At 64.0% G+C, this 12960-nt stretch carries 9 protein-coding genes, 1 tRNA gene and 1 pseudogene; 7 read left to right on the top strand and 4 right to left on the bottom strand.

Features of this window, described 5'->3' with window-relative positions:
- Window positions 1–46: 46 nt before the first annotated feature.
- Entirely contained in the window at window positions 47–1576 is a 1530-nt protein-coding gene (locus ACFT1A_RS25905) for an MFS transporter (protein WP_378449319.1), read from the top strand.
- 67 nt (window positions 1577–1643) lie between these two features.
- Here ACFT1A_RS25905 and ACFT1A_RS25910 read toward each other — a convergent pair.
- Together ACFT1A_RS25910 and ACFT1A_RS25915 are read right to left on the bottom strand one after the other, a co-directional pair.
- Window positions 1644–1816: pseudogene (locus ACFT1A_RS25910) on the bottom strand (LysR family transcriptional regulator); the annotation flags it as partial.
- 122 nt (window positions 1817–1938) lie between these two features.
- Window positions 1939–2014 (bottom strand) — tRNA-Arg (locus tag ACFT1A_RS25915).
- A gap of 243 nt (window positions 2015–2257) precedes the next feature.
- Here ACFT1A_RS25915 and ACFT1A_RS25920 point away from each other — a divergent pair.
- A complete protein-coding gene (locus ACFT1A_RS25920; RefSeq protein WP_378449335.1) occupies window positions 2258–4627 on the top strand; it encodes a phosphoketolase in 2370 nt (789 codons plus the stop codon).
- Window positions 4628–4679: 52 nt separating this feature from the next.
- Here ACFT1A_RS25920 and ACFT1A_RS25925 read toward each other — a convergent pair whose 3' ends face one another.
- Both ACFT1A_RS25925 and ACFT1A_RS25930 read right to left on the bottom strand, forming a co-directional pair.
- Window positions 4680–5399: a DUF305 domain-containing protein gene (locus ACFT1A_RS25925; protein WP_378449320.1), complete on the bottom strand. Its 720-nt coding sequence runs from the start codon at window positions 5397–5399 to the stop codon at window positions 4680–4682.
- Window positions 5392–6219 carry a DUF3105 domain-containing protein gene (locus ACFT1A_RS25930; RefSeq protein ID WP_095971602.1) on the bottom strand — a complete coding sequence of 276 codons (828 nt, stop codon included), beginning with the start codon at window positions 6217–6219 and terminating at the stop codon, window positions 5392–5394. The genes ACFT1A_RS25925 and ACFT1A_RS25930 overlap by 8 nt, the downstream gene beginning before the upstream one ends.
- Window positions 6220–6435: 216 nt before the next feature.
- Here ACFT1A_RS25930 and argS point away from each other — a divergent pair, with 216 nt between their 5' ends.
- Genes argS through thrB form a run of 5 tightly spaced genes read left to right on the top strand, consistent with a single transcriptional unit; the run spans window position 6436 to window position 12884 of the window.
- Window positions 6436–8088 carry an arginine--tRNA ligase gene (gene argS, locus ACFT1A_RS25935; RefSeq protein ID WP_378449321.1) on the top strand — a complete coding sequence of 551 codons (1653 nt, stop codon included), beginning with the start codon at window positions 6436–6438 and terminating at the stop codon, window positions 8086–8088.
- Entirely contained in the window at window positions 8085–9506 is a 1422-nt protein-coding gene (gene lysA, locus ACFT1A_RS25940; protein ID WP_378449322.1) for a diaminopimelate decarboxylase, read from the top strand. Before argS ends, lysA begins: the two co-directional genes overlap by 4 nt.
- The gene (locus tag ACFT1A_RS25945; protein WP_007726192.1) at window positions 9503–10816 is read left to right on the top strand and encodes a homoserine dehydrogenase; all 1314 of its coding nucleotides are present in this window, start codon (window positions 9503–9505) and stop codon (window positions 10814–10816) included. The genes lysA and ACFT1A_RS25945 overlap by 4 nt, the downstream gene beginning before the upstream one ends.
- Window positions 10813–11895 carry a threonine synthase gene (gene thrC / locus ACFT1A_RS25950; RefSeq protein ID WP_003941280.1) on the top strand — a complete coding sequence of 361 codons (1083 nt, stop codon included), beginning with the start codon at window positions 10813–10815 and terminating at the stop codon, window positions 11893–11895. The genes ACFT1A_RS25945 and thrC overlap by 4 nt, the downstream gene beginning before the upstream one ends.
- Before the next feature lie 44 nt (window positions 11896–11939).
- Window positions 11940–12884 carry a homoserine kinase gene (gene thrB, locus ACFT1A_RS25955; protein WP_378449323.1) on the top strand — a complete coding sequence of 315 codons (945 nt, stop codon included), beginning with the start codon at window positions 11940–11942 and terminating at the stop codon, window positions 12882–12884.
- Window positions 12885–12960: the final 76 nt, after the last annotated feature.

The raw sequence follows: 12960 nt of genomic DNA on the forward strand, positions 1-12960 counted from the left end.
ATTAAATGCTTGTGCATTATGTGCATGTGCATCTATTCTCGCTGACGTGACTTGCACAGACTCGACACTCAAACCATTCGATTCGCCGGAATCCCCGGGTTCTACGGAATCCGCGGATCCGGCCACAGGGGAGGGCTGGTCCCTCAAGCTGTGGGGCATCCTCGCGGTGCTCTGCCTCGTGTTGTTCCTCGACGGTCTCGATGTGTCGATGGTGGGCGTCGCTCTTCCGTCCATCGGCAATGAACTGGGCCTGTCCACTACCTCGCTGCAGTGGATCATCAACGGATACGTCCTCGGGTTCGGCGGTTTGCTGCTGCTCGGTGGACGTACTGCCGACCTCCTCGGACGTAGGAAGGTCTTCCTGATCGCGCTCACCGTGTTCGCGATCGCCTCGCTGGTCGGTGGACTGGTCGACAACGGAACACTGCTGATCGCATCACGATTCGTGAAGGGCTTGGCTGCCGCCTTCACCGCTCCGACCGCAATGTCCATTCTCACCACGACGTTCAAGGAAGGTCCGGCCCGTAACCGTGCGCTGTCGGTGTTCTCGGTGTTCGGCGCTAGTGGTTACTCGTCCGGCTTGATCCTCGGCGGGCTGTTGACCAGTGCCGGTTGGCGATTCACGTTCCTGATGCCGGTTCCGTTTGCCGTCATCGCACTGATCGGTGGGTACTTCCTCATTCCGCGGGACCGTCCCGCGGATACCGGGGGACACGACCTCGTCGGGGCCGTCACCCTGGTGACGGGAATGCTGCTCACGGTGTACACGATGGTCTCCGCTCCGACCCGCGGGTGGGCACACCCGATGACGTTGGGATCGTTCGCCGTCGCAGCCGTGCTGCTCGCGACGTTCTTCTTCGTGGAGAAAAAGGTGGCGCATCCGCTGGTGCGCCTCGGACTTCTGCGCGTCGGCACCATCGTCCGTGCGAATCTGGCCATCATCGCGCTCTTCGGTTCCTACCTGAGCTTCCAGTTCATGATGACGATCTTCCTTCAGTCCGCTCTCGGCTGGTCGCCGTTGAAGATGGCGATGGCGCTGCTTCCTGCGGGCATCATCGTCGCCTTCGGATCGCCGTTCGTCGGACGGTTGGTGGACCTGTACGGCAGTGCCAAGCTCATCATCGCGGCACTGACGTCGCTGAGCGTCGGGTACCTCTGGTTCCTCTTCGCCGGCAGCGATTCACCGTCGTACGTCGTGGCGATTCTGCCGAGCGTCATCCTGCTCGGACTCGGATTCGCGTTGGGATACACCTCGATCATGGCTCAGGCCACCTCGGGCGTCGACGACTCCGAGCAGGGCTTGGCGTCCGGTCTGGTGAACACGTCAGCTCAGGTCGGTGCGGCGCTCGTGCTCGCTCTGACTACTGCCCTCGTGACCGCCGGATCGCACACCGCGTCCGGCGCCGGTACCGCCGGGTTCGAGCAGTTCCATCCCGGACTGATCCTGGTCACCGGGGTCGCGCTGGTGGGCTTGGCGATCACCGTCTCGCCGCTCGTACGTGGGAGCTCGCTGCGTGGAAGATCCGTGCGTGAAAGGCGCGCTGAGGAAGAAAAGGAGTTGGCCGAGGTCAACTGAATACTTGCTTCATCCGCGAATGCGCTCGGCCGCGTAGGAGAGACTCCTGCGCGGCCGAGCTGCCTTCGGCTTGCTGAAGTAGTGCCCGCTCACGCACCAGGACGGATCCGCCGGTGAGGGTCAGTTGAATGCCGAATGAGCGACGGCGAACGCACAGTTGAACTTTGAGCGCGCGTTCGAGCCGCGGCTACCGCGTCGTCCCGGTCTCGGCTACTGCGACAAACGCGGCAGCTGACGCATCGTGTACGTGGGAGCAGGATCGATGCGAGTTGTGAGATCGACAGCATTCGGGCAGATGACCCTGAAACTTTTGACGTGGCACCGTGAAGAGGCGAAAGATGCATCGCTGACCTGTGTCTTCGTGGTGCCCCCGGCAGGATTCGAACCTGCGACCTTTCGCTCCGGAGGCGAACGCTCTATCCCCTGAGCTACGGGGGCGCACCGAAATTTCGGTGTGCCGATTGGGCTGCGTTAGCGTAGCGCATCACGTGGGCGCAGGACCAAACCGGTCCCCGTCTCGGCATGGCGTCCTCGCTCCAGGCTGTCGAGTATGCGGCCGGGGACCATGGTCGTCGAATCATCTGTACCGACTGACTCGGATGCTTTTTACGCCTAGGCTCGCCTGTGAGCACAGGCTCGGGCGGATTGCTCGGGCACCCTCGTGAGGTACGGGAGTCGTTGATGACCGATCACCACTATTCCGAAGACCAGCTCGCGCTCGACCTGAAGTGGTGGGCAGCGGCCAACTACCTGACCGTTGCGCAGATCTACCTGAAGGACAACACGCTTCTGCGGGAACCGTTACGCGCCGAGCACATCAAGCCTCGGCTGCTCGGGCACTGGGGGACCAGTCCCGGTTTGTCGATGATCTACACGCTCCTCAATCGGCACATCGTCGCCACCGATGCGGACTGGCTGTACGTGACCGGCCCCGGGCACGGCGGTCCGGCCCTGGTCGCGTCGACGTATCTCGAGGGAACGTACTCGGAGATCTATCCGGAAGTCTCGGACGACGCCGAGGGTATCCACCGGATGTGTCGGCGATTCTCCGCTCCCGGCGGGGTGCCCAGCCACGTGAGTGTGCAGACACCCGGAAGCATTCACGAAGGCGGCGAACTCGGCTACGCCCTTGCCCATGCGGCCGGCGCTGCCTTCGATCATCCGAACCTCGTGGTGGCCTGCGTGATCGGCGACGGCGAAGCGGAGACCGGGCCGTTGTCCGGTTCGTGGAAGCTCCCGGCGTTCCTGAATCCACGACGCGACGGCGCGGTCCTGCCGATCCTGCACGTGAACGGCGCCAAAATAGCCGGGCCGACGGTGTACGGACGCAGCAGCGACGAAGACATCCAGGCCTATCTCGGTGGACAGGGGTGGGCGCCGATCGTCGTCTCCGGTGACGACCCCGACGTGGTGTTCCCTCAGCTGTATCAAGCGATCTCGCAGGCGCACGAGAAGATCCGCGAGATGCAGGGTGCCGCACGCCGCGGAGAGGAGTGGACGGGTTCGTGGCCGGCAATCGTGTTGCGGACGCCGAAAGGATGGACCGGACCGCACACCGTCGACGGAATTTTGGTCGAGGGCACACATCGTGCGCACCAGGTGCCGTTGTCCGGCGTGCGAAGCAACGAATCACATCTGCGGCAACTCGAAGAGTGGATGCGCTCGTACCGTCCGGACGAGTTGTTCGACGCCAACGGATCACTGGTCGCGGAACTGGCGGCGCTCTCACCGGCGGGGGACAAGCGTATGGGGAGCACTCCGTACGCGAACGGCGGACGACTTCGCGTCGATCTTCCGATGCCGCCGCTCGAAAAATACGCGCTACCCATCCAATCCCCGGGTTCGACTTTCCACGAGACGACGCGAGTGCTCGGCGAGCTTCTGCGCGACATCTACGCCGCCACGGAAACCGAGGACAGCGGCGGGATCTTCCGACTCTTCTGTCCGGACGAGACATCGAGCAATCGCCTCGGCGCCGTGTTCGAGACAACCGACCGCTGTTGGCAACTGCCGATCACCGACTACGACGACGGGCTGTCCGCGGACGGTCGCGTCATGGAGGTCCTCAGCGAGCACCTCTGCGAGGGTTGGCTCGAGGGTTATCTGTTGTCAGGCCGACACGGGATGTTCGCGAGCTACGAAGCGTTTGCGATGGTGAGTGTCTCGATGCTCATCCAGCATGCCAAGTGGCTCCAACACGCTGTCGACCTGCCGTGGCGGGCGTCGGTCGCCTCGCTCAACGTGCTGCTGACCAGTACGTGCTGGCGCAACGACCACAACGGATTCTCGCATCAGGGTCCCGGCATGATCGACGCCGTTATTCCCTTGGCGCCCAGCGTGATCCGCGTGTGGCTACCGCCGGATTCCAACACCTTGCTCTCGATCTCGGATCACTGTCTGCGCAGTACCGACCACGTCAACCTGATCGTCGTGGACAAGCAACCACACCTGCAGTACCTCACGCTCGAGCAAGCGCACGAGCACTGCGCGGCGGGGGCTTCGGTCTGGGAATGGGCCGGAACCGAAGCTCGCGGACAGGAACCGGACGTGGTCCTGGCTGCGGCGGGAGACGTACCGACGCAGGAGATCTTGGCTGCTGCACAGTTGCTGCGCGATCACACGCCGGAACTGATCACCCGAGTCGTCAACGTCGTCGACCTGATGGCGCTGCTGACGCCGACGGAGCATCCCCACGGATTCGGGGAGCGGGTCTTCCTCGATCTGTTCACCGCGCAGACCGACGTCGTGTTCGCATTCCACGGATACTCGCGTGCGGTGCACGAACTGATTCACGGGCGTCCGAGTCCCGAGCGCTTCCACGTTCGCGGATTCAGCGAACAGGGAACAACCACAACACCGTTCGACATGGTTGTCCTCAACAAGATGAGCCGCTACCACCTGGTGATCGAGGCGCTACGACGCTCCAAGCGTCGGCCGGCCGGCGCGTCCGAGTTGGCGGAGTTCTGCCGCACCCAGCTCGAGAAGCACTCGCGCTACATCGTCGAGCACCTCGAAGACATGCCGGAGGTAGAAAACTGGACCTGGTCCTGAAATTTCAGGACCAGGCCCAGTTCGGGTCTGAATTTTCTCAGTTCAGTTCTGCTCAGTTCATGGGCAGCGGCACTGCGCCGCGAGCTGCCAACATATCGGTCATCAGCTTCGACTCGCTCTGCTGTGTGTTGACCATGGTCTGCGCCAGGCTGCGCACCGGCCCCTCGGTGGCGTCAGCTGCTGCGTACTCCATCATCGGAAGCCCACCTTCGTGGTGACGAAGCATCAACTGCAGGAACAAGGTGTCGAGTTGCAGACCTTCTGCTGCCCGGAGCGCTGCAAGGTCCTCGGGGGACGCCATGCCGGGCATGGTGTCGACCGGGCCCGAATGAGCCATGTCCATCGTGGCCGAAGTCCCGTGCGATCCGTGGCCGGAGCCCGAATCAGACGACATCCATTCCATGTACGGGCCCACCTTGGACAGCGGCTGATCCCACATGGTCAGCCACGCCTGCATCTGACCGAGCTGGTTCTGCTGCGTGGTCAAGATATCGAACGCGAGAGTGCGCACGTCGTTGTCGGTGGACTTCGTCAGAGCGATCGACGCCATGTCCACGGCCTGGCTGTGATGCACGCTCATGTCCTGCGCGAATCCGACGTCCACCGAATCCGATGCCGGAACGGTCAGTGACGACTTCGCGTCGGGTCCGAGGAGATTGGTGAATGCGCCCAATGCAAAACCGACGGCGATCGCGCCGATCAGACCGATGATCAGCAGTGCGGTGCGCTGACTCGGCTTCGAAGACTGATCGGTGTTCTGTGAACTATCCACCGGCGGGAATCTGCTCGTCGGTGGCCGGGGTAGCGCCCGTGCCGTCCATCTGGATGGCGTCGGGGCCCGGAGGTGTCGGATCGAACGGCGACGTCGACGGAGTGAACAGCGGATTGGTGCAGCTCGCGCCGACCTCGGGGTAGACGTTCGGATTCTGGTTCAGCGCAGTGATGAACTGATCGATGCGATCGTCGTCGGCCTTGTCGATCTCGAGGCGATGACCCCACGACTGCAGAGAAATGGGGCTGCTCTGACCGGGGAACGGCGACATCAGCATGTAAGACTTGCCGTTGACGCGTCCGGCAAGGCTGTCGATCTGGTCCTGATCGACGAGATCAGGGTTGTACGTGATCCAGATGGCACCGTGCTCGAGCGAGTGGACGGCGTTCTCGGTGCGGATCGGGTCTGCGTACACGGTTCCGGTGCAGTTCGCCCAGGTGGCGTCGTGCGGGCCACCGAACGGCGGGGTCTGGTCGTACGCGACGCGCTGAGTGGAATCGACGTGCTGGCCCGCCGGGTACTCGATCTTGAGGACACCGTCGATCTTGTCTGACGGATCCTTGTTCTCCGAGCTGTACTTGTACGGCTCGAGGGCCTGCCGCTCCTCGACCTTGGGCCACAGATTGATACCGAGCACGGCGATGAGTGCGAGCACAGCCACACCGGCGCCGATCGACAGCCAGGGGATCTGGCGGGGAGCGGGGACGCCACCCTTGCCCTTCTTGGCCGGCCGACTGTTCTTGTTGGCGGCCTTGATGGCCTTGGCTGATTTGGCCCCGGAGTTCTTGTTGGGACCGCGACTATCGGAACCGCTTGGCATCGATTGGGCTCTTTCGGTGTGTGGGCTTGAGGTGAAGCGCGCCCGCGCATGTAGGTACGCGGTGGTAGCTCGGGCATTACCACTGTACTTTCCGAGTCTGAGGGCAAACTTTGAGAGTGGCGTGCGACACGCCACAGCGGCCTCGACTAGCTTCGCCGAGTGCGAGGCGTGAGGCGAGTCTCCACTTCCGGTGTCCAGGCAATAGGATGAATACCTGTGACTCCAGCTGACCTTGCCGAACTGCTCCGCGGAACCGCAGCGAGCGTCCTTGTCGATCGTGGCCTCGACGTATCCGTGCTGCCCGAAACCCTTACCGTCGAGCGACCACGCAACCCCGAGCACGGCGATTACGCCACCAACATTGCCATGCAGGTAGCCAAGAAGGTCGGTACCAATCCCCGCGAGCTGGCGGGCTGGATCGCCGAAGCCCTCACCGCTGCCGACGGAATCGAATCCGCCGAGATCGCCGGACCCGGCTTCCTCAATATTCGGCTCGACAAGGATGCGCAGGGCGCGATCGTCGTGTCGGTTCTCGAAGCCGGCGCGTCGTACGGCTCGGGTGATTCCCTCGCCGGCAAGAAGATCAACCTCGAATTCGTCTCGGCCAACCCCACCGGTCCCATTCACCTCGGTGGAACCCGTTGGGCCGCAGTCGGAGACGCGCTCGGACGCATTCTGTCCGCGCAGGGCGGGCTGGTCACACGTGAGTACTACTTCAACGACCACGGTGCCCAGATCGACCGCTTCTCGCGTTCGCTGATCGCTGCAGCGAAGGGTGAACCTGCTCCCGAAGACGGTTACGCCGGTGCATACATCGCCGACATCGCCGCCTCGGTGCTGAAGCAGCGCCCCGACGTCATGGAGCTGCCGGCCGACGAGCAGCAGGAAACCTTCCGGGCCATCGGCGTCGAATTGATGTTCACGCACATCAAGCAGACCCTGCACGACTTCGGTGTCGACTTCGACGTGTACTTCCACGAGAACTCGCTCTTCGAATCCGGTGCTGTCGAGAAGGCCGTCGAATCCCTCAAGGGTTCGGGCAACCTCTTCCACGAAGACGGTGCTTGGTGGCTCAAGAGCACCGATTACGGCGACGACAAGGATCGCGTCGTCATCAAGAGCGACGGCAACGCCGCTTACATCGCCGGTGACATCGCCTACTTCCAGAACAAGCGCGCCCGTGGGTTCGACCTCTGCATCTACATGCTCGGTGCCGACCATCACGGATACATCGGCCGTCTCAAGGCTGCTGCCGCCGCTTTCGGTGACGATCCGGACACCGTCGAGGTGCTGATCGGCCAGATGGTCAACCTCGTCAAGGACGGCACCGCCGTCAAGATGAGCAAGCGTGCAGGCACCGTCATCACCCTCGACGACCTGGTCGAGGCAATCGGCGTCGACGCCTCGCGCTACGTCATGATCCGCTCGTCGGTCGACTCCAGCATCGACATCGACCTGGACCTGTGGACCAAGACCAGCAGCGAGAACCCGGTCTACTACGTCCAGTACGCGCACGCCCGCCTTTCCGCGATCGCCCGCAACGCCGCAGACCTCGGACTCTCGGCCGACGCGAGCCACCTCGCCCTGCTCACCGTCGAGCAGGAGGGTGACCTCATCCGCACGATCGGCGAGTACCCGCGCGTCGTGTCGAGCGCAGCGAATTTGCGTGAGCCACACCGTATTGCCCGCTACCTCGAAGAACTCGCGGGTGCGTACCACCGCTTCTACGGCGCGTGCCGCATCCTTCCGCAAGGCGACGAAGACGCCACCGACGTGCATCGCGCACGTCTGGCTCTTTGCGCCGCCACCCGACAGGTCCTGGCCAACGGCCTCGAACTGCTCGGCGTCACCGCACCGGAGCAAATGTGAACGCGCACCCCGCCGGCCCCAAGCATGCCGAGCAGTTGCAGGCCCCCGGCTTGCCCGACCGTCCAACCAGCCCCGAAGCCTTCGGCGAACTCTCACCGCAGGTGTGGCCGCGCAACGCTTCTCGCGGTGACGACGGCGAAGTAACCCTCGCGGGTGTCAAGGTCAGCGAACTTGCCGAGAAGTACGGCACCCCGCTGTTCGTCATCGACGAGGACGACTTCCGCTCGCGCTGCCGTGACATGGCGCGCGCCTTCGGCCCGGATGCCAAGGTGCACTACGCATCCAAGGCGTTCCTCTGCGGCGAGATCGCACGCTGGGTTGCCGACGAAGGCCTCTCGCTCGACGTCTGCTCCGGCGGCGAACTGGCGATCGCATTGCACGCTGATTTCCCGGCCGAGCGAATTGCCATGCACGGCAACAACAAGTCCGTCGCCGAACTGGCCGCCGGTGTCGCCGCGGGTGTCGGGCACGTCGTGCTCGACTCGGCGATCGAGATCGATCGACTCGATCGTGTCGCCGGTGAGGCCGGTGTCGTTCAGGACGTGTTGATCCGCCTGACCGTCGGCGTCGAAGCGCATACGCACGAATTCATCTCCACCGCACACGAAGACCAGAAGTTCGGTTTCTCGCTGGCCGGGGGAGCGGCAATCGACGCGGTCCGCCGCGTCTTCGCCGCCGAAAACCTGCGACTGGTCGGACTGCACAGCCACATCGGTTCGCAGATCTTCGACGTCGACGGTTTCGAGGTGGCAGCGCACCGCGTGATCGGTTTGCTCCGCGAGGTCGTCACCGAGTTCGGCGTCGAGAAGACCAAGCAGATTTCGATCATCGACCTCGGCGGCGGCATGGGGATCTCGTACATCCCGTCCGACGACCCGCCGCCCGTCGACGAACTGGCAGCAAAGCTCGGTCACATCGTGCGCAACGAGTCCGCACTGGCCGGGCTGCCGGAGCCGACGCTTGCCGTCGAACCCGGCCGCGCCATCGCCGGACCGGGCACGGTGACGCTCTACGAGGTCGGCACCATCAAGGACGTCACGGTGGGTAGCTCGCTGACACGCCGCTACATCAGCGTCGACGGCGGGATGAGCGACAACATCCGCACGTCCCTCTACGGTGCGGAGTACGAAGCCAAGTTGGTTTCGCGAACTTCCGAGGCTGATCCCGTCGTTGCACGTATCGTCGGTAAGCACTGCGAGTCCGGTGACGTGGTCATTCGGGACACCTGGATGCCCGAGGACGTCGGGCCCGGTGATTTACTAGCGGTAGCAGCGACCGGTGCATACTGCTATTCGATGTCGAGCAGGTACAACCTGCTCACCCGCCCAGCCGTGGTGGCGGTGCGTGACGGAGTCTCACGCGTGATTCTGCGGAGGGAAACAGTGGAAGATCTGCTCAGCTTGGAGGTATCGCAGTGACGAGCGAATCGGCGCATCGCGCTATCGGTGTGGCCGTTCTCGGCCTCGGCAACGTCGGGAGCGAGGTCGTCCGGATCATTCGTGAGCAGGCCGAGGAACTCGAAGCCCGCGTCGGCGCCCCGTTGGAACTGCGGGGAGTTGCCGTTCGTCGTATCGGCTCGGACCGCGGAATCCCCGAGGAACTGCAGACGACGGACGCCGAGTCCCTGGTCGGTCGTGACGACGTCGACATCGTCGTCGAGGTGATCGGCGGAATCGAGCTCCCTCGCAAGCTGATTCTCTCCTCGCTCAATTCCGGTAAGTCGGTCGTCACCGCCAACAAGGCGCTGCTCGCGGACCACACCGGTGAATTGGCGGAGGCTGCAGAGGCCAACTCGGTCGACCTGTACTTCGAGGCCGCTGTTGCCGGCGCGATCCCCGTGATCCGCCCGCTCACGCAGTCCTTGGCCGGAGACCGTGTCAACAAGGTCGCCGGAATCGTGAACGGCACCACCAACTTCATCCTTTCGGCGATGGACGAGACCGGCGCCGACTACGAGGAGACACTGGCCGAAGCCGGACGCCTCGGATACGCGGAAGCCGATCCGACCGCGGACGTCGAAGGCTACGACGCGGCAGCGAAGGCGGCGATCCTCGCGTCGATCGCATTTCACACCCGCGTCACTGCCGCGGACGTGTACCGCGAAGGAATTTCCACGATCACCTCTGCCGACCTGGCGTCGGCGAAGGCACTCGACTGCACGATCAAGTTGCTCTCGATCTGCGAGCGCATCGTCACGCCCAAGGGCAAGGAGCGGATTTCCGCTCGCGTGTACCCGGCGCTGGTTCCGCTCAGCCACCCGCTCGCTTCGGTCAACGGCGCGTTCAACGCCGTTGTCGTGGAAGCAGAGAACGCCGGCCGGCTCATGTTCTACGGCCAGGGCGCAGGCGGCGCCCCCACCGCTTCCGCGGTGATGGGTGACCTGGTGATGGCGGCGCGCAACAAGGTTCACGGCGGCCGCGGCCCCCGTGAGTCCAAGTACGCCAAGCTCAAGGTCGCCCCGATGGGCGACATCCTCACGCGCTACTACGTGAACATGGAGGTCGCGGACAAGGAAGGTGTGCTGTCCGCAGTCGCCGCCGAGTTCGCCAAGCACGGCGTGAGCATCTCCGTCGTCCGCCAGGAGGGCGCCGGCGCCGGCGCGCGTCTGGTGGTCGTCACTCATGTAGCAACCGACGCGGCTCTGTCCGAGACCGTGGCGGCCCTCAACGAACTCGAATTCGTCACCGCTGTGACCAGCGTGCTGCGACTGGAAGGCACTGAACAATGACCGGCATCGTCAACCCCGTCCACAAGGCATGGCCGGGTCTCATCGAGGCATACCGGGACCGTCTCGCGATCGGTGACAACTGGAAGACCGTCACCCTGCGCGAAGGCGGCACCCCGCTCCTGCCGGCCGGCCACCTCTCCGAGATCACCGGCTGCGACGTCTACCTCAAGGTCGAGGGTCTCAACCCCACCGGTTCCTTCAAGGACCGCGGCATGACGATGGCAGTCACCGACGCCTTGGCCCGTGGCCAGCGCGCAGTTCTGTGCGCGTCCACCGGCAACACCTCCGCCTCGGCCGCTGCGTACGCAGCCAAGGCCGGCATGACCTGCGCCGTGCTCATCCCGCAGGGCAAGATCGCCATGGGCAAGCTTGCGCAGGCAGTCATGCACGGCGCCAAGATCATTCAGGTCCAGGGCAACTTCGACGACTGCCTCGAGCTGGCACGCAAGACCACGGCGGAATTCCCCACCATCGGTCTGGTCAACTCGGTCAACCCGGTACGCATCGAAGGTCAGAAGACCGCGGCATTCGAGATCATGGACGTACTCGGCAAGGCTCCCGACGTGCACGCCCTCCCGGTCGGAAACGCCGGAAACATCACCGCGTACTGGCGCGGTTACTCGGAGTACTACGCGGACGGTCTGACCACGGTCAAGCCCCGCATGCTCGGCGTTCAGGCTGCCGGTGCGGCTCCGCTGGTCAACGGCGCACCCGTCAAGGATCCCGAAACCATCGCTACCGCAATCCGAATCGGTTCCCCCGCTTCCTGGAACGGCGCTGTCGCCGCGAAGGAAGAGTCGAACGGTGCATTCCGTGCCGCCACCGACGAGAAGATCCTCGAGGCTTACCGTCTGATCGCCGCCACCGAGGGTGTCTTCGTCGAACCGGCGTCGGCAGCCAGCGTCGCCGGCCTGCTCGCCGCACGTGCAGAGGGCTGGCTCGAGCCGGGCCTGACCGTCGTGTGCACGGTGACCGGTAACGGTCTCAAGGATCCTGACACGGCTTTGAAGGGTATGCCGAACGTCGAGCCGATCGGTGTCGATCCCGTTGCCGTTGCGGCTGCCCTCGAGCTTGCATAGTGTCCGTGGATTCATCGACCACTCCGCGGAATCCGGTGTCTGACATGACTATAACCCTGCCTATCGGCCTTTCGGTGACTGCTCGCGTCCCGGCCTCGAGTGCAAACTTGGGGCCGGGGTTCGACACCCTCGGTCTGGCGTTGGGGTTGTACGACGAAATCGTGGTCACCACAACGGATTCAGGTCTCCAGATTCGCGTCGAAGGTGAAGGCGCCGCCGACGTCCCTTGGGGGCCTTCGCATCTCGTGGTTCGTGCAATCGAGCGTGGTCTCGAAGCGGCTGGAGTGTGGGCCAGTGGCCTGGACGTGTTGTGCCGCAACGCGATCCCGCATTCACGCGGGCTCGGGTCCTCGGCTTCCGCGGCCGTCGGTGGGCTGGCTGCAGCCAACGGTCTGGCACGCGCACTCGATGCCGAGATCGGGTTGACGGAAGAGCAGTTGGTTCAGCTCTCTTCCGAGTTCGAAGGTCACCCGGACAATGCGTCTGCCAGTGTTCTCGGCGGCGCAGTCGTCTCGTGGAGTTGCCCGCCGGCCGTCGAAGGCGACGAGCCGATCTACTCGGCGGCGAAACTCGACGTACATCCCGATATCTGTGCCGTTGCACTGGTTCCCGAGGAACGGTCGTCCACCGCACACACCCGTGGGCTCCTGCCCGAATTGGTTCCGCACCAGGATGCGTCGTTCAACGCGAGCCGCAGTGCACTGGCCGTCGTCGCGCTCACGGCTCGTCCCGATCTGTTGATGGCAGCCACCGAGGATCGCCTGCATCAGGCGCAGCGCGCGCCCGCTCTACCGCTCACGACTCGGTGGATCGGCATCCTGCGTGAGGCCGGCATCGCTGCGACCGTTTCCGGAGCAGGTCCCACTGTGTTGGCGCTCAGCACAGAACCTTTCCCCGTCGAACTCGCCGAAGCGGCGCGGGCAGACGGACTCCGTGTGCTCGAATTGGACATCGCCGACGGCGTCGAAGTATCCACGACTACGGTCTGATCCCCGCCTTGGTCCTGGTGATCGCGCACTACCGATCGGTAGTGAACTGACACACCCACTCGTCCAAATTCTTGCC

It is taken from the genome of Rhodococcus sp. NPDC057135 (genome assembly GCF_042670865.1).
GTDB lineage: Bacteria > Actinomycetota > Actinomycetes > Mycobacteriales > Mycobacteriaceae > Rhodococcus_F.

Excerpts from the sequence above, each read along its gene's own strand:
- thrC (WP_003941280.1), top strand. The coding sequence starts at position 10,813 with ATGACCGGCATCGTCAACCCCGTCCACAAGGCATGGCCGGGTCTCATC.
- ACFT1A_RS25920 (WP_378449335.1), top strand. The coding sequence starts at position 2,258 with ATGACCGATCACCACTATTCCGAAGACCAGCTCGCGCTCGACCTGAAG.
- ACFT1A_RS25930 (WP_095971602.1), bottom strand. The coding sequence starts at position 6,219 with ATGCCAAGCGGTTCCGATAGTCGCGGTCCCAACAAGAACTCCGGGGCC.
- thrB (WP_378449323.1), top strand. The coding sequence starts at position 11,940 with ATGACTATAACCCTGCCTATCGGCCTTTCGGTGACTGCTCGCGTCCCG.